Raw genomic sequence first — 21,154 nt, 5'->3', positions numbered from 1 at the left:
AAATCCGCATAATCCGCCATCGTCGTCCAAGCGCGGCCATGCCAAAAACAGGCCGCGCAGTAATGCCGTTCAGTTAAGCTTGAGTCGCCCGCCGTCATTCCCGCTTTCGCGGGAACGACCACCCTTAACTGAACGGCATTAGGCCGCGCAGGTCTGTTTTCACGTAGAGGGCAATATGGGTATATATCGGTTGATCCTGGCGATGCTGGTTGCCATTTCGCACGTGGGCGTCACGTTCTGGGGCTACAACCCGGGCGTGGTGGCCGTGGTCTCGTTCTTCCTGCTGAGCGGCTACGTGATGACCATGTTGATCGGCAAATACTACGACAGCCCGGCCGCCGTGCCCGCCTTCTATCTGGACCGCGCCGCCCGGCTGTTCCCGCAGTTCCTGTTCTACATGCTGCTGGCCGCGCTGTGCATCCACTTCCTGCATCTGGAGTCGCCGTCCTTCCTGAGCCAGCTCAACGGCACCAAATGGCTGCTCAACTTCCTGATCCTGCCGCAGGGCTTTTATATGTACTGGGCCGACGGCGCGCTGGTGCTGCCGCAAACCTGGTCGCTCGGGCTGGAGCTGACGTTTTACCTGGCGATCCCGTGGATCCTGATCCAGTGGCCGCAGCGCGGCGTCTACCTGCTGTCGGCCGCCTCGCTGCTGGTGTACTGCTGCGCGTATTCCGGCGTGATCAATTCCGACCACTTCGGCTATCGTCTGCTGCCGGGCACGCTGTTCATGTTCCTGTTCGGCGCCTCGCTCAACAACGCCAGCGCGGGCGCGCGGCGCTACCGCGGCGCCGTCTACGCCGTGCTGGCGCTGCTGTATGCGGGCCTGTTCTTCAGCCCGCGCCTGTACGGACTGAACTTCAACAAAGAGGTGCTGGCAGGACTGTTGATCGGCATTCCGGTGGTCATGGCGATCCGCAGCCGCGCCTTCTCGCGCATCGACGAGTTCCTGGGCAACCTGAGTTACGGCGTGTTCCTGAACCACTTCCTGCTGATCTGGGTGATCCAGAAATTCACCGGCCAGGCTATCGAGCAGACCAGTGTGCCCTTGCTGCTGGCGGCGTCCACGCTGCTGGCCCTGCTGTCCTACCTGCTGGTCGAGCGGCCGGCCTTGCGCTGGCGGCACGGGATACGCCAGGGCAAAGCGGCGCCCGCCCTGGCTTAAAAAAAAACCTCGGTCCGCAATGAACCGAGGTCTTTTTTTATTGCCGGCCGCGCTTATTGCAGCGAACGCGGCAACGCTTCCCGCAGCGCATTCTCGTAGGCGATCTTGGCCGTCGTGTAGACCGCCAGCTTGGCGTTCAAGCGGGCGATCTCCCCTTCGACAAATTGCAGATTGCTGACCTGGCTGCGAGCTTCGTCGCTCAGATCGGCAACCCGGTAGCTGGTGCCATTGACGGTTACTTCAAGGTCCGGTTCCATCGCGCCTCCTGTCATCCCGAATGTGCTCCACTCAACGGAAATACGCGGCCATCGTTCGCACATCGTCGGCAGACAGCGTACCGGCCGCCGCGCGCAATTTCATCTGCGCCAGCACATACGTGTAGCGCGCCTGGGCCAGATCGCGCTCGGTGGCACTCAGCTGCCGCTGGGCGTCCAGCAAATCCAGATTGATGCGCACGCCACCCTTGATGCTCTGCTCGGTCGCCTTGACCAGCAAGCGCCCCGAATCGACGGCCTTCATCAGGGCGTCAATCTTGGCCACGCTGCTGATGACGGAATCGTAATCCTTGCGCAACTCCAGCATTGCCTTGTCCGTTTCCGTTTGCAGGTCGGCCTTGGCTTTTTCGCGCCCGGCCACGGCCTGCCGGGTGGCCGCGTTGACCGACCCGCCCGAATACAGCGGAATGCTCAGCTGAAAACCGATGCTACGCGAGGTGATAGTCTGGTCGATGGTGTTGGTCGAATCCGAGGTGCTCTTGCCGTAGGTGCCCACCAGGTCGAGTCGCGGAGCATGCCCCGCGCGCGACTTGTTGACCTCTTGCTGGTTGATGTCGACGGCAAGCTGTTTGGCCTTCAGGTCTGGATTGCGCTCCAGCGCCACCCGTTTCCACGCATCAAAACTAAGCGTGTCACCCGGGCTGCCACGGAAATCGGGTGCCAATTTTTCCAACTCACCGACATCGCCGCCGATAATGGCTGCCAGGCTTTCACGAGTGGCGGTCAAGTTATCCTGGGCCTCCAGCAGGGCCGCCTCAGCGACGTCGAGGCGGGCACGGGTTTCCAGCATATCGGTGCGCGTACCCTCGCCCTTGGCGAACATCAGATCATTGACCTTCATCCGTTCGACGTAGGTATCGCGCTCAATCCGAGCCAGCGCCAGTTGATCTTCCTTGAACAGCGCCTCGATGTAGGCGCCGACGACGCGTAGCACCACTTGCTGCTGTTCGCTGAGATAGACGGCACCGCTGTAGTCAGTCTGCAGAATTCCTTCCTTGTAGCGCGCCCATGCGTCCAAGTTGAATAGCGTTTGGCGCACCTGTATGTTGGAGGAGCGGCTGTAGTAAATCGGGTATCGTGGTGCGGTACCGGTTTGCAGAATATCGGTGCGGTTCTTACTATCGGAAAAACTGGCCTGTATATTCGGCAGCAAGCCCGACAAACCCAGCTCCTTGTTTTCCTTGCCGCTTTCATTCGCGTAGTAGGCCGCACGGAAGACCGTATCGTTTTTCAACGCCGCGTTGTAGGCTTCCATCAAGCCCAGCGCGGAGGCGCTGGCACCGTGCAGCATGGCGCCGGCGCCCAGCAGCGCCGCCAGCAGCGCCGCCGGTTTCAGACGTGGAATACGCATCGCCATCATTCCTCCGTCATCGAAGTCTTGGCGCGGTCAAAGACCGGCTTCAGCAAGTAGCTCATCATGGTGCGTTCGCCGGTCTTGACGAACAACTCCACCGGCATACCGGCCCGTACCGCCAGTTTCTTCTCCTGTATCATCTTCATGCCTTCAGGAGTCACGCGCGCCTGTACGCTGTAATACGGCGTGCCGTTATGTTCATCCACCAGCCGGTCAGGCGACACTTTGCTAATCACGCCAGCTATATGAGGCGTCGTGTTGGTATTGAAGGCGGAAAAAATCATCTCCGCCTTCAAGCCAACATGGACCTTGTCGACCAAATTCACAGGCAGTCGGCCTTCGACGACCAGGGCGTCATCTTGGGGGACTACATCCATCATACGGAAGCCGGGCTGCACAACGCCACCCCGCGTGAAAACCGCCATACCGATGACTACGCCATCGACCGGCGAGCGCGCTTCGGTGCTGTTGACCGCATAGTTTTCCGCAACCTGACGGCTGCTCAGAGCAGCTACCTCTTTTTGCACGTCCGCCAGTTGAGTCCGTACTTCGCGCTGGTACTCCTGAACACGCTGAGCACGCTTCAAATTCAATTCAGCGATCTGGCGCTGGATACGTCCGATATTACCGACGTCCTCTGCAATCGAACCGCTGATCTGCGAATAGGTACGATCATAGTCCAGCACCTTGCTACGAGCGACATAGCCTTCACGTTCCAGATCGCGTAAATTATCCACTTGCTCCTTCAGGATTTTCAACTGATCCTTCTTGCTGTCGCGCGAAGCATAAAATCCCTCAAGCTGATACTTCAGTCCAGAGACGGTCTCAGCAACCGCAGCCAACTCGGTTTCCAGCGCCGACTGGCGAGATTGCAATAACTGCGTTTGTAAGCTGACGTTCTCGATCACGCGCGGATCGTTCTTCGCCGCTTCAAACTGGGGTGGAATGACCAAGTTTTTCTTATTGTCCCGCTCCGCCAGCAGACGGGCTTCAACCGCCAGATCGGAAATCAGCTGGACATGACTGACAGCGGCCTGCGCTGATACCTGGACGTCATTCATCTTGACCAGGAGTTGTCCCTTTTTAACGAAGTCGCCTTCCTTGACCAAGATGTCCTCTATAGTGCCGCCATTCTGGAACTGGATCGATTTACGATTGCCTTCCTTGGCGACGCTGCCAGACATAGGCACGCCCTTATCCAGAGGCGCGAAACAAGCCCATAACAGGCTGCCTACCACGCCCACCAGCACAATAATCCAACCCAGACGGCTGTATGCCCGCGCATCGGTATTGACCGTCAGCGGCGTAACGTCATGAGTGATGACATCGCTCGCTAATGCTTTAGTGTCTAACAGTTTCATGTTCATTCTTGCTCCATAGTAGCCGCGTCACCTGCTGCCTGTGCCGCAGCCGCTGCCGCCTGCTGTGCCTGCTGCGCTTGCTGTTGTGCCAGGGCCTGTTTCTGATTGTTCTGCTGCAAGGCAGCCAACACCTGGTCGGTCGGTCCGAACATTTCGATCACGCCATCACGCAGCAGCAATAATTTATTCGTGATCCCGATAGCATTAGTCCGGTGAGTAATCAGAACAATGGTCTTGCCCTGTTTCCGCAACTCGGCCAGCGCGTGCAGCAAAGCCTGCTCGCCCACGTCATCAAGATTCGAATTCGGCTCGTCGAGCACGATCAACGAAGGATCGCCGTACAGTGCGCGAGCCAGGCCGAGGCGCTGACGCTGACCGCCGGACAGGCCGGCACCGCCATCACCCAACTTACTGTCGTAACCGCCAGGCATGTGCAAAATCATGTCGTGCACACCGGCGCGTTTGGCGGCCACGACGACTTTTTCCGCGTCGATTTCGCCAAAGCGGGCGATATTTTCCGCTACAGTTCCACCAAACAATTCGATGTCTTGCGGCAGATAGCCGATGTTCGGTCCCAGTTCAGCCTTGTTCCAGCTATAGATATCGGCGCCGTCGAGGCGCACCTTGCCGCTGGCGGCAGGCCAGATGCCGACCAACAAACGGGCCAGCGTCGATTTGCCCGAGCCGCTAGGGCCGATAATGCCGAGTACGTCGCCAGGCGCGATCGCGAAATTCAATCCCTTGAGCAGGGCAGTCTTCGCGCCCGGAGGCGAGGCGATTAACGCTTCAACCGCCAGATGTCCCTGTGGCTTGGGCAGCGCCATGCCGGCGCTGCGGGCGGGGTTCGCTTCCAGCAGGGCAGACAGGCGCAGGTACGCGCTGCGGGTGCTGCTCCAGCTTTTCCATACGCCGATCACCTGCTGCACTGGCGCCAACGCGCGGCCAACCAGTATGGAAGCGGCAATCATCATGCCCGAGGTGATTTTCCCGTCCAATACCAGCAAAGCACCAAAACCCAGCACCAACGACTGCAGGGACAACTGGACGAACTTGGTCAGCGCGCCTACCAGCCCGGCTTTTTCGCTGGCTTCGGCCTGCAGGTGCAGGAATTTGCCATGCAGTTTGAACCAGCGGCCCATCAAATTGGGCAGCATCCCCATCGACTCGATCACTTCGGCGTTACGCAGATTATTGGTGGCCAACTGGTTAGCGCTGATCGACATGGCGTTTGCCTCACCCAGCGGTTTTTTTGAAACCTTTTCGTTGACGTAGGCGAGGATCACCAGCAATACGGTGCCACCCAGAGCAAACAGGCCCAGCATCGGTTCGAAGGCGAAGATTACTAACAGGTAAACCGGGAACCACGGTGCATCAAAGAACGCAAACAGGGCATTACCGGTCAAGAACTGGCGCAGCGAGGTCAGATCCTGCAGCGCTTGGCCTGCATTGCCGCCGGCTTGCTTCAGGTTTTGCTCAAAAGCGGCCGTGTACACCCTGCGATTCAATTCCATGTCGAAGCGCGCGCCAACGCGCACCAGCACGAAGCTACGGATTAATTCCAGTGCGGCCAACAGCACGTAGGCACCCAGCATCATCAGCGTCAACATCAGGAGGGTGATTTCGTTGCGACTCTGCAACACGCGATCGTACACTTGCAGCATGTACAGCGACGGCGCCAGCATGAGCATATTGGAAATCGCGCTGAAAGCACCAACGGTATAAAAGGTGCTCTTAAAACTGAGCAGCGCCTGCTCGATTTCGTTTTTCGGATTCAGTAGTGGTTTCATAGGATCGGACTTACTAAGTACGGCGGGGTGACGCAAGGATATTGACGAATCGGGATAGCGAGACCTCGTCCATGCGGGCAAGTGCGCTGAACATAGTCATGGCGCAATTATTTAAAGACGAGACATTATCGCCGATAAACGGCGAGAAATGTGATGTGCATCACATTTTTTTCAAGGTAACGAAAATTAGAATTGCTATTGCAGCAACAAATCCGCAGAGGGGGGGCATCGCGCCCCGGGCAGGCAATTTAAATCATGTTTAACTGCCGCCAGCGGGGCAGTGTATCACGAACAACGATTTCTATTGCCGACCGCAATTCGGCGATATTTTCGTCCTCGGTCTTTAATGAAACGCCATCCTTCACCATGCAACGCCCCAACGCGTGCAGGACGCCCCAGCCATCTCGCACCATCATGCCGAGCTCCACTTCACACTTATGGTGCACCAACCAGTCGAAGACCAGCAACTCGACGAGCCCCGCCGCAACACCGGTACCCAACAACGGAGAGCACAATGCCAGGTAGTCGTGACCATGCGTTATCCTTGACGCGACAGCGCCATTTATAGCCTTGGCTGTGGCTGGCGGCGTGACACCTCCACCAGCAGGATATAGCGCCACCTGACCCGAGGCGCATAACAAGGCTGCGGTCTGCACCACATCCTCAAAATGACGACCTTGCAGCGCGGGCAGCGCCGCCAGTTCAGCCAGCGTATGCGGTCCTACCGCAAGTGCATCGCAGAACGACTCATAAACGTCGGAGGCGCCAGTAACGCTGCCGATCGCCAAGGACATCGCAAACTTAACTTTCTCACGCGGCACGATTAATGCGACACCGATCTGGCTCAGCCATTCCTTGCGCCGCAAGCTCGACATTTTGCGCGCACCGCGCACGAATACATCTTTCCGGAAACTGGTGTTCTGGAAGTAGTCCTTCAGCGTCTCGCGCATGACCGGGTCAGGCATCTTGGCTAACAGGGCTTTCTTTTCTTCGCTCAAATACAGCTGCGGATAAGCGAAGGGCAGTTCCGCCGCCCCCGCAAACTGGAGCTTGGCGCCAGCCAGATCGCGCGCGACATCGGCATGGTACAAGGGCTGCCAATGCTTGTGCATATACTCATGCACAAGGTAGTTGCGATTGTGCTTTTTCAGGCCATCGAAACGCGTGGTATTGGAAGGGTGGGCATGGAAATAGACCGCACCAAGGTCTGCCATCTCTTGCATGAAACTGGCGGCCTCACCGATCTGAACATCGCTGCGATTGGGGAAGGCATCGCCATATTCGACCAGCAAACGCTGCATCGGCCCCACGGCAGCCCAGCCTGGCATAGCGTTGTAGCTGATGTAGACGATACCCCCAGGCTTAAGGAAACGGCCTATGAAGTCGACGATATGCTGGCGGTTTTCCCCGGTAATCCAAGTGTAAATACCATGCAGGGTAATGAAATCTAACTGTGGCAGGTCCGCAACGGCGCCCTGGGCCAGTTCGGCGAAGCTGTGCTCAAGCAGATGCACGTTTCCCAGTCCAGCATCTCCAGCCAAAGCGCGGGCATCGGCGACATGGGCGGGGTTGAAGTCGGCCGCGTAGAACGTGCCACCAGGGTTCGCCGCAGCCAGAAGGTTCACCGTCAGACCACGCCCAAATCCCAACTCGAAGTAGTTGAAGCCCTCCTCCATAATCACAGGCTCCACCCCGTTCAAGGCGCAGACAAAATTAAGGAAATGCGGACTTTGCTCGGGATAAAACCCAGCGGTGTATTCCACGTCCGATGCATAACCGGAAGTCCAATCCATCTTTGAACCCCTTCTCTTTGACGAGCATCAATGCCCTGACATTTGAGTATAGCGAATTGACATACTATCCGCACAATATTTCAGTCGTATCCGCCATCATTTCTTCCGGACAAAAAAAGGCCCGATTTGCATCGGGCCTTTCTCATACCACTATGGAACTCTCACTTGCCACCTTACTAGCGTAGCTACATGAGAGCGTATTCCAATTTCTTACACGATGGTGATGACGTGACCGCCATTGACCAGGGTGCTGTTGGACAGATCGATCGTACCAACCAGTTTGATGACGGTATCAGCAGCGCCAGTGAAGATTGCAGCAGCCGAATTGTCTTCCACGATGTAGGTGTTGCCACCGGTCTGGAACCAGCTGACAACGCCCACGCCTTGGCTTGCAGCCGAGTTCAGGAAGGTCTGGTAGTCGTCAATGCCGCTCACCAGTTTCGCGCCGAGTTTGCCGGTAGCATTGGCGAACACAGTCGAAGGCAGGGTGATCGTATCGCCAGCACCGATGTCGGTGATGGTGGTGAAGATCGCGCTCGACTGGTTGACTGCGCTCAGCACGAAGCTGTCGGCGCCGGCGCCCAGGGTAACGGTGTTGCTGCCGGTACCCACGGTGACGGTGTCAACGCCAGCACCAGTGCTGATCGTGTTGTTGCCGTTACCAACGGTGATGAAGTCAGCGCCGCTGCCAGTGGTAACGATGTTGTTACCGGAGGAAGCGCTGAAGTACAGACCTTTGGTGCCGGTATCGGTAACGGTGTTGTTACCGGAGAGAACGGTGATTGCACTACCGCTCGCACCGTTGACAACAGCAACTGCGCCGCTCGAAGCCAGGGTGATGGTGTTGTTACCGGTCGAAGCGCCAGCAACGATGCCATCGCCAGCACCCAGGTTCAGGGTGTGGTTTTGAGTCGATGCACCCAGGGTGATCGAATCGGTACCCGAACCGCCGGTGTAGACGTCAGCCTTGGTTGCGTTGGTCAGCGTGATGGTGTTGGTGCCAGTCGCGCTACCTTTAATCGTCGCTGCCGAAGTGGTTGCACCCGAAGTCCAGGTGAAACCGCCAGCGGTGATGCCGCTAGCGTCAACGTTGGTTACGCCAGTGCCGGTGAAGGTCAGGTTCAGACCGTCGGTACCTGCCACGGTGACGTTCTTCGCCGAGTTACCAGCGTCGGTCAGCGTGATCAGATCCAGCACGTTGGTTGCCGTGGTTTGCGTATCGGCCGTGGTGATCGCTACGGTTTCGGTATTGGCAATGGTTACGCCGCCGGTCGCGAAGTTGATAGGTGCGCCGGTGCCGTTGCTGGTAACGATGTTCAGAACGTCAGTGGTGCTTGCAATTGCGGCGCCGATCAGCGACACGTCGTAAGCCGCACCAGCTGCGGTCAGTTCCAGGGTAGCGCCGGTGGTCAGGCCGGTAACCGTCAGAGCAGTTGCGCCTGCGGTCTTGATGTAGTTGTAGTTACCCAGAACGGCAGCTGCAACAGTCAAGGTACCTGGCGTGGTCAGTTGCAGCTTCTCGAAGCCCGAAACTTTACCAGCGAAGGTTGCGTCAGCCGAAGCACCGGTCGACGAATTCGCATCCGCAGCAACCATGATCAGGGTATCAACACCAGCGCCGCCAGCGATCGTGCCGGTCACTGCGGTCGTACCGGAAGCCAGCGTCAGGGTGTCGTTACCAGCACCCAGATCAATCGCCTTGCTAGGAGCAACAGCCGACAAGGTCACTTTATCAACGCCAGCGCCGCCGGTGAAGGTTGCCTTGGTTGCGTCGATCGTCAGGGTCGAAGTGCCGGTGGTGCCAGCAGTCGAAACCGAAGTGACCGAAGCTTGCGACACGGTGGCGGTCAGGCCAGCCGAACCGGTAACCGATACGGTTGCCAGGTTGGTCATGCCAGCAGCCGAAGCCAGCGTCAGGGTCTTCGAACCCGACACGTTCAGGGTCGTCGCAGCCGTATCAGCGATGTTTGCCAGCGTCGAGTCGTTGTTGGCAGTAGCGATGTTCAGCGTCGTGTAGATGTTGCTATCCGACAGGGTGCCACCAGTTACGCCGTCCAGAGTCACGCCCAGAGTCTTGTTGGTCGCGGTGGTCAGGCCGTTGTTGTTGATGGTGATGTTGCCGGAACCGTTGGTAGCGCTCAGGGTGGTCAACGCATTGTCGTTGATCGTCAGCGTGGTGTAGCCGCTAGCAGTCACCGAGGTGATGGTGCCAGCTTTGGTCGTGCTGCCGTTGTTCACGTCAGTGATCGTTACGGTGTTGTCGACAATACCTTGGCCAGAAGCGGCCACACCTTGGACCGAAGTCACAGCGCCGGTTACTTGAGCTGCAGCGGTGCCGGTGAAGTCGCCGACGACGGCGTCGGTAACAGGGCCGGTGGTCTTCTTGGTGAAGGTGACCGTGCCATCGCCGTTATCTACGGCAGTCCAGGTCGCGGCAACGTTGTTATACGCAGCCACGAACGCGCCGGCTTCGGTGATGTTGGTGTAACCACCAGCGCCGGTGAAGGTACGGCCATCAAAGATGATCGTCTGGCCAGCGGTCGAAGCACCACCGAACGTTGCGGTGAACACTTCTGCCGCAGCAGCGACCGAGGTAGCAGCCTTGGTTGCAATTGCCGAAACTGCGGTCGTGTTGGTGGTACCGGTAACCGACACTGCAGCAGCGGTGGTAGCAGTGCCAACAGTTGCTTGGGACAGCGACTGGTTCACGGTAACGGTGCTGCCGCCGGTGACGGAGATGTTGCCAGCAGCGGTAGCGCCAACGCCAGCAACCGATTGGTTAATCGTCACAGCGCCGGTTGGGGCGGTGGTGCCGCCAACGGTGATGGTGCCGGTGGTCGCGCCAGCGGACGACACGGTTACAGCCTTGCCACCGTTGACGGTGATGCCGGCAGCAACTTGTGCGTTGTCGGAAACGGTAACGTCGGTGGTGGTAGCAGCGGTAACGCTCAGCGCGCCCGAACCGGTAGCGGTCAGCGAGGTCAAGCCGGTCCAGCCCGTGGTATCTGCAGTCACGGTCGACTTGGACGACAGTTGAGCGATTTCAATGTTCTTGACAGTGACGCCCGTGGTGTCGATAGCGGCAGTGTTGTCAGCTACGATCAGGGTGTCGACGCCAGCACCGCCGTCGATCGAGTCCAGCGGATTGAAAGTGGCGGTAGCGATTGCATTGAAGGTATCTTCACCTGCGCCGCCAACGAAGTTAGCGCCCAGATCCACGCCAGTGGTCAGGGTGAAGGTCTTGGCAACGTAGAGCGCGCTCAGCGGAGCAGCCGTAGCAACATCGGCGTTGGCAGCGGTAACAGCGGCAGCAGCGACGGTAGCAGCGGTGGTAGCGGCGGCCAGTGCGGTTGCAGCTGCAGCGTCGTCGGCGGTGGTGATGGTTGCTTTGGCGGCGTTGCTGTAGTTGGTAGCAACGACCAGGGCTGCGTCAGCGGAAGCCTTGGCAGTGTTGGCGGCAACCAGCTCGGCAGCAGCGCTGCTGACAGCGGTAGCAGCGGTCGCGATCGAGTTCACAGCGGCGATAGCTGCGGTGGTGGTGCCGTGTGCGGTTGCAGCGGTTGCAGCGTCGGTCGATGCGGTCGCGGCAGCGGTAGCGTACGAAGCCGAGCTTTGTTGCACAACAACGGTACCAGCAGCGTCAGCGGCCGCAGCAGCAACGGTTTTAGCGGTGTTCACAGCGGCGGTAGCAGCTACGTCGTCGGTTACGGTGTTGGTGGTCTTGGCAGCTGCGGCAGCGAAAGCAGCGGCCTTGGCGGTTGCGTCAGCGGCAGCGGTGGTAGCATCGGTTGCAGCAGTGGCGGCTTTAGTGGTTGCGGTGCCAATAGCGGCATCAGCGGCAACAGCAGCGTCGTCGTCGGCCACAGCGGCTTTAGCAGCGGCGTCGGCGGTTGCAGCGGTTGCAGCAGCTTTGGTTGCAGCGGTGGTAGCGAAGGTCAGGGTAGCGTTTGCCAGGTTCAGTTGCTGTTGAGCAGCAACATAGGCAGCGGCGTCGCCAGCAGCGGCAGCAGCGTCAACAGCGGCTTGAGCGGTAACCACGCCTGCAGCGGCGTCGGTCTTGGCGGTAGCGGCGGTAGCGGAAGCAGTAGCAGCGTCGGTAGCGGTAGCGGTCAGAGCGGTTGCATCGGTCAGCGCTTCTTTGGTGTGTGCATCGGCAGCAGCTTTGATCGAATCGGTAACAGCTTGCGAAGCAGCAACAGCGGTGGCAACTTTGGTTGCAGCGACGGTAGCGGCGGCGTCGGACGCGGCCTGAGCAACGACGGAAGCGGCCAGCGTTGGGTCGTTAGCGGTCTGAACGTTGAGGACGGTGTTGGCCAGCGCGGTTGGAGCGATAGCAGCGGCCAGCGATACAGCGTCGGTGACGCTGGTGATGTAGGCTTTAGCAACGGCAGCAGCTGCCGGGGTGGAGTAAGCAACTACGCCGCCTGGGGTTGCCAGCAGCTTGTCAGTGAAGGCAACAGCAGCTTGCGCTTTCGACAGGAAAGCAACGCCATCGGAGTTGCCAGCAGCGCCGTTAGCGATCGTGGTGACGATCTGGGCCAGGGTGAAAGCGTGGCTATCCAACTGAGCCGAGTACAGCAGGGCGCCGCCGTTGTCAGCGTGACGGCCGAACAGGTTCAGGTAGATCTGGTCGATGATCTGCAGGCTGTTCATGCCGGCGAAGGTCGTGGTGTACTCGGCCGACATGCCGAAACTAGCCGAGATGGCGGCCAGGGTGGTGGTGCCAGCGGTCAGGGCGGCTTCGTAGAAAGCCAGGCCACCTGGATCTGCAGGACGGTTGAAGTACGCTACGTACAGCTTTTGCAGATCGAGAGTATGAGTAGCCATGTAGTGCTCCTAATTGGAAATTTGATTGAAGTTAAATTTTGCAGTGCACGGAAATTCGCCACTGCAACCTAACGTACCGAATAATGTCAGAAGGTATTGACCGCTTGATGTGACGCGGGTCACAAAAACGAACAATATCCTCTGAATATTGATAGTTTATTCACCAACATTAATGCGGCGGATCATTATCAGAGAAGATCGCGGCTAAAGCAAGACATGTCGTACAGTCCACTCTGGCGCTGTCCGTCATAGGGCGCAGGCGGTTTTTTGACCTAAAGGATGATTTAAATATGCAAGCTTGTCGGGGCGACCAAATCATCCTATTTATTTAAGGCTATAAAAAAAGGACGCGGCGCGAATACCTGCACAATTGTTGCAGAATTGCATCATTGACCAGACGGGCCGCCAATAGAAAACAGCCCGCGATCCGGCTCGGCGCCGGATCGCGGGCTGTCTGGCACGACTCGCACTGGTCTGCGCTATGGCTTGGTGACCACCGCCGGCTGGCGCCACAGCGTGGCGCCGTAGACCGAGCGGTTGCCGCTGAGGCGGGCGTCAAACAAATAGGCCGCGCTGCCGCCATTTTCCGAGCTGAGCACGCCGTTGACCGCCATATTGGTCGGCGCGCTGAACCGGCTCTCGCCCGAGAAGCGGCCATCGCTGGCGACGTCGCCCTTCGATTGCAGGGCTATCCGCTCGGTTTTATTCACCAGATCAAAGTTGGTGGCAAAGGTACGGTTATCAAAATTAAACTTCAACACCCCGTTTTCAACTTTCGCCACCACTACCGGGATCGCCGTGTTGTCGTTGTGAATATATGCCTCGCTCTGCGTTAATTCGAAGGCCACCGAGCCGCGTTCGGGGATCAGGTAATCCTTGCCCTGGGTACGCATCAGCGCAAAATCGTCATTGGTGGAAATTAGTTCTGTGCCTTTGGTCAGCTCCGCCACAAAGTTCACTTTGACCGGCAGGTCCAGCACCGCCTGCCAGCGTCCCCAGACGATCTGGCGCTCGGGAAGCACGGGCGCCGGCGGCACCACCACCGGTGGCGTCACCACCACGGGCGGCGTCACCACGGGCGGCGTCGGTGTGACCGGGGTCTCCGGCACCACTGGCGGGCTGACCTCGGTCACCGGCGGCACGGTGACGATGCCACTGGCGTCCGGCGCGGCTTTGCCGCCCGTTGTATTTTGCGACAGTTGCTGTATTACAACAGTCTTTTGCGCCTCCAGCCCCGGCAGGCTGGCCACGCCGCCTGCCGGCTTGCCGCTTGGCTCTTCCGGACGCGGCGGCGCGCTCACGTCCGGCGCCAGCGTGGCGTCCTGCAACAGCTGCGGTGCGACCTGGCCGCGGTGGAATTGCAGCAACTGGCCGCGCTGGGTGGCCGACAGCTCGCGGCTGCTGCTGCCCTCGCAGGGGCCGATGCCGTCGGGACGGCAGGCGCCGGTGAAGCCGCTGAGCGTGATGCCGCCCGAAATGACGGCCACGCGCGAGGTATCCTGATCGGTAAACACGGTGAAATCGGTGCCGCGCACGCCGATGGCGGCCACCGGCGTGTTGAAGCGGAAATTCTGGCGCGCCGCCTTGACGGCCTCGCCGGACTGGCTGCGCGCCACGCCACTGAGCAATTCGAGCTTGATGCGGGTGTTGGCCGGGTTGGCGCGGTCGACATGGTAGGCGGCAATACGCGCCTTGGTCGTCGGGCGCAGGATGAACAGGCCGTTGTCGATGGTCTTAATATAGAGGGAGCCGTCCTTGCCGGTGGTGAGCAGCTCGCCCTCGCCGACCGGTCCGTTGAGCACCGCTGCGTGGTCGCCCACCCGGACTTCGCCGGCGACGAAGATAATGGTGCCGGCCTCGCCCGCCTGGGCAAACGGCACGGCCAGCGCGATGGCGGCCATAATCAGTAGTTGACGCAACATGGTATTCCCCTTTTTCGGTCATTATCCTGCCCACAGGATAGTTTTCCGTGACAGCTATCACATTTTACGCAATTCAATTTCCTCCGCTCCTCTAATTACACTTTGTAGCAAAAGGCCGGCCCGGCCGCACCACCCGGGGCCGCGAGCGGCTATACTGTCAGATTATTCCTATTGTTCCATCCCGGCATCTTTTCACCTTGATCGACACCACCCCTCCTCTAGCCTGGCGCTTGCCCACCCTGCCGACCGGCCTGGTTCGCGCGGCAATCGCGGCGGTGGCGATAGGCCTGGCCCTGTGGGCGCAATGGTTGGCGCCGGCCGGCGGCTCGCTCTTCGCCGACGAATGGCTGCGCGATCACTTCATCGAATGGCGCCACAGCGTGGCGCCCGAACCGCGGGTGCTGGTGGTCGACATCGACGAGGCCAGCATGCGCGAGCTGGGCGCCTGGCCGTGGCCGCGCGCCCGCCTGGCCGACCTGGTGGAAACCCTGCTGACCCGATACCACGCGCGCGGCGTCGCGCTCGACATCGTGCTGCCCAACCCGGCCGACGCCGACGGCGACCTGCGCCTGGGCCTGCTGGCGCGCCACGGCCCGCTGGTGCTGGCCCAGGCCTTCGATTACAGCCGCGACCGGCCCGAATGGCTGCGCGAGGGCGTGCTGGCCGGCGCCAAGCCGGCCCCGCCCGGCCAGGCCGACGGCACGCCGGCCACCGGCTACATCGCCAACCAGCCGGTGTGGGCCGATCTGCCCCATGTCGGCAACATCGGCTTCATCCCGGACCGCGACGGCACCCTGCGCCGCCTGCCGCTGCGCACCAGCTTTGACGGCAAGCTGTACCCGGCCCTGAGCGTGGCCCTGGTCAACTGCTGCGGCGGCGGCGGCCTCGAGGCCACGCTGGCGCGCGGCCCGATGCAGCGCGTGTCCTACCGGCGCGACTGGGACGCCTACACGGTGGCGTCGGCAGCCGACATCCTGGCCGAGCGCATCGCCCCGGCCGGCGCCAGCGGCCGCCTGGTGCTGGTGGGCTCGTCCTCGCTCGGCCTGGCCGACCGCGTCACCACGCCGATCGCCGCCAACCGCCCCGGCCTGAGCGTGCAGGCGGCCATGCTGTCGACCCTGCTCGACGAGCAACAGGGCCTGGCGCCGGCGCGCTGGCCGGGCCGCCTGATCGGCAGCGTGGCGGCCCTGCTGTGCGTGATGCTGGCCGGCTACGCGCTGCCGCGCCTGTCGGCCGTGCTCAGCGCCGCCCTGCTGGGCGCGCTGTCGGCCGCCTGGCTGCTGCTGGCCTACACGCTCAGCCCGCACGACCCCGATTTCTCCACCACCGGCCCGCTGGCCAGCACGCTGTTCCTGCTGGCCGTGGCCGTGCCCTACCAGTGGCAGCTGAGCCAGCGCGATTCGCGCCACCTGCTCGACACCCTGCGCCAGTACGTGGCGCCGGCCGTGGTGGCCGAACTGCTGCGCAGCGACATCGCCGACCCGCTGGCCCCGCGCCAGCTCGACGTCACCACCCTGATCGCCGACATGGAGGGCTACACCACCCACGTCGAATCGCTGCCGGTGGCCGAGGCGGCCGAGCTGACGCGCGCCTTCCTGGCCTGCCTGACCGGGCCGGTGATCGACCAGGGCGGCACGCTGGACAAGTACACCGGCGACGGCCTGGTGGCGTTCTGGGGCGCGCCGCTGCCCGACCCGGACCACGCCGATCTGGCGCTCGAGGCCGCCGCGGCCATCGTCGAGCGGGTGGCCGCGCTGAGCGCCCAGCGCCAGCGCGACGGCCGCGCGCCGCTGCGGGTGCGCATCGGCATCGAGAGCGGACTGGCCTTCGCCGGCGACTTCGGCACCACCTTCCGCAGCATCTACACCGCCGTCGGCGACAGCGTCAACACCGCGTCGCGGCTGGAGCAGGCCGCGCGCGAGCTGCCGCACGACATCATCATCGGCGCCGGCACCGTGCGCCGCGCCAAACGCCACCACTTCCTGCTGCTGGGCGAGCGCCAGCTGCGCGGCAAGGAACACCGCACCACCCTCTACACCCTGGAACCGCGTATGGATACCTCCCCCACCTCCCCGGCCGTCGGCCAGGAGTCCGCCGCGTGAGGCCGGCCAGCGCGCTGCTTGCCCGCTTGGGCCTGGGCCTGAGCCTCTGGCTGGGCCTGGCGCCGGGCGCGGCCGCGCAGGAGCAGACCGAGCCCCCCATCGTCAACGACCTCTACCAGGAGGCGCTGCAGTCGATCGCCGAGGGCCGCAAGAACGACGCCAGCGAGGCGCTGCAGCGTGTGATCGACAAGGAGCCGCTGCACGCCGGCGCCTGGCTGGACCTGGCGCTGATCCAGTGCGGCCTGGGCCACCTGGACGAGGCCGAGCGGCTGTTCGCCATCATCGAGCAGCGCTTCGCGCCGCCGCCCGGCCTGCGCGCGCTGATCGCCGACGCCCGCGCCGGCGGCTGCCAGAGCTGGACGCCGCTGAGCCAATACAGCCTGACCGTGGGGCGCGGCATCGACCAGAACGTCAACCAGGGCTCGAACCGGCGCGGCACCGGCCTGTCCGCGCAGGCGCTCGACACCGACTACCAGCTGACCCCTGAATTCCGCCCCAAACACGACCAGTACACCATGCTCTCGGGCGAGTACGTGCGCGACCTGACGCCCAACGGCACCATCGGCTTCGTGCAGTACCAGGGGCGCCGCAACGACCACCTGACCCAGTACGACAGCTCCTCGCTGTTCGCCGGCACCGAGACGCCTTGGCGCTTCGGCAACTGGACCGTACGCGGCAGCAGCCTGGTCGGCCTGATCACCCTGGGCGGCCAGCTCTACCAGCGCCAGCTCCAGCTGCAAGCCCGCGTCGGCCCGCCGCTGCCGCTGCCCTACGGCATCCAGTTCAACGTGGTCACCGGCGTGACCCGGCTGCACTACCTGACCCTCGACAACTTCGACGCCACCACCGGCGAGCTGCGCGCGCAGTTCAGCCGGCGCAGCGGCGACAGCGTGGTCAGCGCCAGCGTCGGCTCGCTGCAGGACCGCGCGGTGGGCGACCGCCCCGGCGGCGACCGCCACGGCATGGCCGCCAGCGCGCAGTGGCGGCGCCGCTTCGACAACGCCCTGACCGCCGACCTGGGCTACAACTGGCAGCGCTGGCGCGGCAGCGAGGTGTATTCGCCCGGCATCATCGACCAGGTGCGCAACCAGAACACCCACACCCTGCGCGCCACCTTCAGCTATCCGCTGAGCAAGAACCAGAGCGTGCAGCTGGAATTGCGCCAGGTCCTCAACCGCGAGAACATCTCGGTGTTTCAATACGACAACCGCCAATTGCAGCTGAGCTGGCAATGGCAGGGGCCGTGAGGGGCTTGTCATCCGGGCGACAGGCGCCATCTGCTACACTATCGATGCCTTTCCACTCCCACGCACGCATGAAGTCGACCAGTTCCTCCCTTCCCGCCGCTGCCGCGCCCGACACGGCCGTGGCCGACAACGCCGCGCCGCCGCCGGCGCCGGGCACCAACACGCCCAGCGAAGAACGCAATGTCCAGGTCCACCTGCGCAAGATTCCGCTGCTGTCCCAGCTGTCGGACGAGGAAATCCTCCAGATCAAGGGCGATTTCCGTTTCCGCCAATACCAGAAACGCGACGTCGTGCTGCACAAGGGCGGCAGCGGCGACGGCCTGCTGTTCCTGCTGGCCGGCCAGCTGCAGGTGATCGACGTCACCGAGGACGGCCGCGCCATCGGCCTGCGCCTGCTGGTGCCGGGCGACTTCTTCGGCGAGATCGCCCTGATCAACAATTCCACCCGCTCGGCCTCGGTGGTCGCCACCAGCGAGGCGCTGGTGGCCTTCCTGCCGGCGCCCACCGCGCTGCACCTGTTCTCGCACTCGCCGTCGGTGGCCAAGCAGATGCTGCAATACCTGGCGCAGAAGATCCAGCGCGACTCGGAATTCCGCGCCCTGCTGAGCATCAACAACACGGCCAAGCGCATCTATTCCTTCCTGGTGCTGATGCAGAAGAAAAACCCGGACGGCACCGTGGTGGAAAACCTGCCGACCCACCAGGACATCGCCAACATGATCAACACCAGCCGTGAGACCGTCACGCGCGCGCTGCTGACCCTGGTGCAGCAGGGCATCGTGGAAAAACAATCGCACCGCCTGATCATCCTGCAGCCCGACGCGCTGCAGAAACTGGTGCAGGCGCCCTGAGGGAACCTCGATCGTCATTCCCGCGCAGGCGGGAATCCATGCACTGCATGAATTCCCTCCATGCTTCGCCTCTGACCATGCGGTCTATGGGTTCCCGCCTACGCGGGAACGACGGGTATTTCGGCTTGCCCCTGAGCGGCGCGCAGTCCGCACCGCTTACAAGCGGTGACGCCCCTGCCAGGCCGGTGCGGTATAATCGCCGCCGCCACGCCTGTCCGTCAGCGCGCCAACCCTCACTTTTGCACGCCATGTCCCTAGCCTCGCCCCGCACCGCCGCCGTCCTCTCCCCGCAGCCGGATCGCCGTGCTTAAGCGGGCCCTGCTGCAACCGCAGTTCCTCGTGTTCGTCGCCGGCGGCGTGCTGTGCGCGCTGATCGATATCGGCCTGATGCAGCTGCTGATCCGCGGCGGCGCGGCGCCGGTCTCGGCGGCCTCGGCCGGCTTCGTGGCCGGCCTGGTGGTCAATTACGCGTTTCACGCCAAGGTCACCTTCAAACAACTCAGCAGCAGTGCCACCATCGCCCGCTACCTGTGCGTGGTGGCGGCCAACTACCTGATCACGGTGGCGCTGGTGGCGCTGGCGCAATCGCTGCTGGGCTGGGCGCTGGCCGGCAAGCTGGCCTCGCTGCCGCTGGTGGCGGTCAACGGTTATCTCTTGAGTAAATACTGGGTCTTCAAATGATCACATTCGCTCCCCTGCGCACCGACGCGCAAGCCCTGGCCCGCTACGGCGCCCTGTTCGCCGCCTGCTTCCCCGGCGCCACCAAATTCACCCCGGCCTATCTGCAATGGCTGTACGCCGACAACCCGGACGGCCCGGCGGTCGGCTACGACGCCTGGGACGGCGACACCCTGGCCGCCCACTACGTCTGCGTGCCGGCGCGCGTGCGGCTGGAGGGCGTGGAGGCGCGCCTGCTGCTCTCGCTCAACACCGCCACCCACCCGTCCTACCAGGGTCAGGGCTTGTTCACCAAGCTGGCGCAACAGACCTTCGACGCCGGCCGCGACGCCGGCTACGACGGCGTCTACGGCGTGGCCAACGCCAACAGCACGCCCGGCTTCATCCGCAAGCTGGGCTTCCAGCTGGTGCGTCCGCTGGAGGCGCGGGTCGGCCTGGGCCCGGTCGGCCAGCCGGCGCCGGCGCGCGATCCGGCGCCGTCCTTCCAGCGCCTGTGGAGCGCCGACAGCCTGGCCTGGCGCTGCGCCAATCCGGACAACCCGGTGCACGCCCGGCGCCACCGCCGCCGCTGGCGCTTCGACGCCGCCGCGGTGGGCCCGGCCCGCGCCTACGCCGAGCTGGAACTGGACCTGCCGGCCGCCGCGGGCAGCGCCGCGCAGCCGGTGTCGGCCGCCGCCGGCAACCGGTCGCCGCTGCGCCTGTACCTGGGCCTGCTGCCGGACAGCCAGCGCAGCTTCCCCTTCTATCCGAGCATACCGCAGCGCCTGCGGCCGTCGCCGCTGAACCTGATCTACCGCTCGCTGTCGGGCCGCGTGGCGACGCTGGACCCGACCCGCATCCACTTCACCTTCCTTGATTTCGATGCCTATTGAACACCAGCCGGTCGCGCTGTTCCTGTTCGCCCACCAGGACGACGAGTTCGGCGTGTTCCAGACCATCGAGGACTGCCGCCGCCAAGGCTGGCGCGTGGTCTGCGCCTATCTGACGCACGGCGCGCACGGCAGCGCCGAACGGCGCAACCAGGAATCGCGCCGGGTGCTGGCGGCGCTGGGCGTGGAGCACGACGACATCGTCTTCGCCGGCGACGCGCTGGGCATCGTCGACGCCAGCCTGCCGCGCCAGCTGCAGGCTGCCGGAACCTGGATCGCCAGCTGGCTGGCCGGCCACGCGGCCGGGCTGCGCCTGCTGTGCGCGCCGGCCTGGGAAGGCGGCCACCACGACCACGACGCCCTGCATTTCCTGGCGGTGCAGACCGCCGCCCGCCTCGGCCTGGGCCCGCTGCTGCGCCAGTACGCGCTGTACAACGCCTACCGCTGCCCCGGCCCGCTGTTCCGCGTGCTGTCGCCGCTGGCCGCCAACGGCCCGGTGGAAAGCCGGCCCGTCCCGTGGCGCGCGCGCCTGCGCCATCTGCGCCTGTGCCTGTGCTACCCGTCGCAGCGGGTCACCTGGATCGGCCTGTTCCCCTTCGTGCTGGCGCACGCCCTGCTGAACGGACGCCAGGCGCTGCAGGCGGCCTCGCCGGAGCGGCTGGCGCAGCGCCCGCACCCCGGTCCGCTGTACTACGAGAACCGCCGTTTCTACACCTGGCAACAGCTGCGGGCCGACATGGCCGAATGGCTGCGCGGCGCCGCGCCGCCGCCACCTGCCCAATAAGCGCCGGCCCAGTGTGACAAGCTGTAACATGTTACTTGCATAACAAGGGGTGGGGTATAATCGCCGTCTCCTAATTTCCGTGCCCGCTACCTGTACATGATGCAAGCCCGCCGTCCAATTTCTCGTTCACCGCGCCGCG

General features: G+C 62.7%; 14 protein-coding genes. 7 read left to right on the top strand and 7 right to left on the bottom strand.

Annotated features, from left to right (window positions below; translation table 11 throughout):
- The first annotated feature begins 175 nt into the window (after positions 1-175).
- Positions 176-1,165: an acyltransferase family protein gene (locus ACEN9O_RS14085; RefSeq protein ID WP_495618148.1), complete on the top strand. Its 990-nt coding sequence runs from the start codon at positions 176-178 to the stop codon at positions 1,163-1,165.
- 53 nt (positions 1,166-1,218) lie between these two features.
- Here ACEN9O_RS14085 and ACEN9O_RS14080 read toward each other — a convergent pair whose 3' ends face one another.
- The 7 genes from ACEN9O_RS14080 to ACEN9O_RS14050 all read right to left on the bottom strand — a co-directional run bounded on the left by ACEN9O_RS14080 (position 1,219) and on the right by ACEN9O_RS14050 (position 14,484).
- On the bottom strand, positions 1,219-1,422 hold the full coding sequence (locus ACEN9O_RS14080) for a DUF6447 family protein (protein ID WP_495618147.1): 204 nt from the start codon (positions 1,420-1,422) through the stop codon (positions 1,219-1,221).
- A gap of 31 nt (positions 1,423-1,453) precedes the next feature.
- On the bottom strand, positions 1,454-2,800 hold the full coding sequence (locus ACEN9O_RS14075; protein ID WP_495618146.1) for a TolC family outer membrane protein: 1,347 nt from the start codon (positions 2,798-2,800) through the stop codon (positions 1,454-1,456).
- Complete coding sequence (locus ACEN9O_RS14070) at positions 2,797-4,161, bottom strand: HlyD family type I secretion periplasmic adaptor subunit (protein WP_495618145.1); 1,365 nt, start codon at positions 4,159-4,161, stop codon at positions 2,797-2,799. Before ACEN9O_RS14070 ends, ACEN9O_RS14075 begins: the two co-directional genes overlap by 4 nt.
- Positions 4,158-5,942 (bottom strand): type I secretion system permease/ATPase, encoded by a 1,785-nt coding sequence (locus ACEN9O_RS14065; protein ID WP_495618144.1) that lies wholly within the window; start codon positions 5,940-5,942, stop codon positions 4,158-4,160. Before ACEN9O_RS14065 ends, ACEN9O_RS14070 begins: the two co-directional genes overlap by 4 nt.
- A gap of 248 nt (positions 5,943-6,190) precedes the next feature.
- A complete protein-coding gene (locus ACEN9O_RS14060) occupies positions 6,191-7,735 on the bottom strand; it encodes a class I SAM-dependent methyltransferase (protein WP_495618143.1) in 1,545 nt (514 codons plus the stop codon).
- A 210-nt stretch (positions 7,736-7,945) separates the two neighbouring features.
- A complete protein-coding gene (locus tag ACEN9O_RS14055; protein WP_495618142.1) occupies positions 7,946-12,562 on the bottom strand; it encodes a beta strand repeat-containing protein in 4,617 nt (1,538 codons plus the stop codon).
- Between the two features lie 479 nt (positions 12,563-13,041).
- A complete protein-coding gene (locus tag ACEN9O_RS14050; RefSeq protein ID WP_495618141.1) occupies positions 13,042-14,484 on the bottom strand; it encodes a FecR family protein in 1,443 nt (480 codons plus the stop codon).
- A gap of 197 nt (positions 14,485-14,681) precedes the next feature.
- On the opposite strand from ACEN9O_RS14050, the gene ACEN9O_RS14045 reads away from it, so the two are divergent.
- The 6 genes from ACEN9O_RS14045 to ACEN9O_RS14020 all read left to right on the top strand — a co-directional run bounded on the left by ACEN9O_RS14045 (position 14,682) and on the right by ACEN9O_RS14020 (position 21,015).
- Positions 14,682-16,586 (top strand): CHASE2 domain-containing protein, encoded by a 1,905-nt coding sequence (locus ACEN9O_RS14045; protein WP_495618140.1) that lies wholly within the window; start codon positions 14,682-14,684, stop codon positions 16,584-16,586.
- A complete protein-coding gene (locus ACEN9O_RS14040; protein WP_495618139.1) occupies positions 16,583-17,833 on the top strand; it encodes a tetratricopeptide repeat protein in 1,251 nt (416 codons plus the stop codon). The genes ACEN9O_RS14045 and ACEN9O_RS14040 overlap by 4 nt, the downstream gene beginning before the upstream one ends.
- Positions 17,834-17,901: 68 nt before the next feature.
- Positions 17,902-18,684, top strand: coding sequence for a Crp/Fnr family transcriptional regulator (locus ACEN9O_RS14035; protein ID WP_495618138.1), 783 nt, complete (start codon positions 17,902-17,904; stop codon positions 18,682-18,684).
- Positions 18,685-18,987: 303 nt separating this feature from the next.
- Positions 18,988-19,365, top strand: coding sequence for a GtrA family protein (locus ACEN9O_RS14030; RefSeq protein ID WP_495618137.1), 378 nt, complete (start codon positions 18,988-18,990; stop codon positions 19,363-19,365).
- Entirely contained in the window at positions 19,362-20,234 is an 873-nt protein-coding gene (locus tag ACEN9O_RS14025) for a GNAT family N-acetyltransferase (RefSeq protein ID WP_495618136.1), read from the top strand. The genes ACEN9O_RS14030 and ACEN9O_RS14025 overlap by 4 nt, the downstream gene beginning before the upstream one ends.
- Positions 20,224-21,015 carry a PIG-L deacetylase family protein gene (locus ACEN9O_RS14020; RefSeq protein WP_495618135.1) on the top strand — a complete coding sequence of 264 codons (792 nt, stop codon included), beginning with the start codon at positions 20,224-20,226 and terminating at the stop codon, positions 21,013-21,015. The genes ACEN9O_RS14025 and ACEN9O_RS14020 overlap by 11 nt, the downstream gene beginning before the upstream one ends.
- The last annotated feature ends 139 nt before the right edge of the window (positions 21,016-21,154 follow it).

The sequence above is a fragment of the Duganella sp. Dugasp78 genome (assembly GCF_059491455.1).
The sequence above is the reverse complement of the archived record's forward strand: the minus strand, read 5'-3'. Positions and strand labels throughout refer to the sequence as shown.

What these genes read in the sequence shown, in the direction of transcription:
- ACEN9O_RS14085 (WP_495618148.1), top strand. Translation starts at nt 176, where the DNA reads ATGGGTATATATCGGTTGATCCTGGCGATGCTGGTTGCCATTTCGCAC.
- ACEN9O_RS14080 (WP_495618147.1), bottom strand. Translation starts at nt 1,422, where the DNA reads ATGGAACCGGACCTTGAAGTAACCGTCAATGGCACCAGCTACCGGGTT.
- ACEN9O_RS14075 (WP_495618146.1), bottom strand. Translation starts at nt 2,800, where the DNA reads ATGATGGCGATGCGTATTCCACGTCTGAAACCGGCGGCGCTGCTGGCG.
- ACEN9O_RS14070 (WP_495618145.1), bottom strand. Translation starts at nt 4,161, where the DNA reads ATGAACATGAAACTGTTAGACACTAAAGCATTAGCGAGCGATGTCATC.
- ACEN9O_RS14065 (WP_495618144.1), bottom strand. Translation starts at nt 5,942, where the DNA reads ATGAAACCACTACTGAATCCGAAAAACGAAATCGAGCAGGCGCTGCTC.
- ACEN9O_RS14060 (WP_495618143.1), bottom strand. Translation starts at nt 7,735, where the DNA reads ATGGATTGGACTTCCGGTTATGCATCGGACGTGGAATACACCGCTGGG.
- ACEN9O_RS14055 (WP_495618142.1), bottom strand. Translation starts at nt 12,562, where the DNA reads ATGGCTACTCATACTCTCGATCTGCAAAAGCTGTACGTAGCGTACTTC.
- ACEN9O_RS14050 (WP_495618141.1), bottom strand. Translation starts at nt 14,484, where the DNA reads ATGTTGCGTCAACTACTGATTATGGCCGCCATCGCGCTGGCCGTGCCG.
- ACEN9O_RS14035 (WP_495618138.1), top strand. Translation starts at nt 17,902, where the DNA reads ATGAAGTCGACCAGTTCCTCCCTTCCCGCCGCTGCCGCGCCCGACACG.
- ACEN9O_RS14025 (WP_495618136.1), top strand. Translation starts at nt 19,362, where the DNA reads ATGATCACATTCGCTCCCCTGCGCACCGACGCGCAAGCCCTGGCCCGC.
- ACEN9O_RS14020 (WP_495618135.1), top strand. Translation starts at nt 20,224, where the DNA reads ATGCCTATTGAACACCAGCCGGTCGCGCTGTTCCTGTTCGCCCACCAG.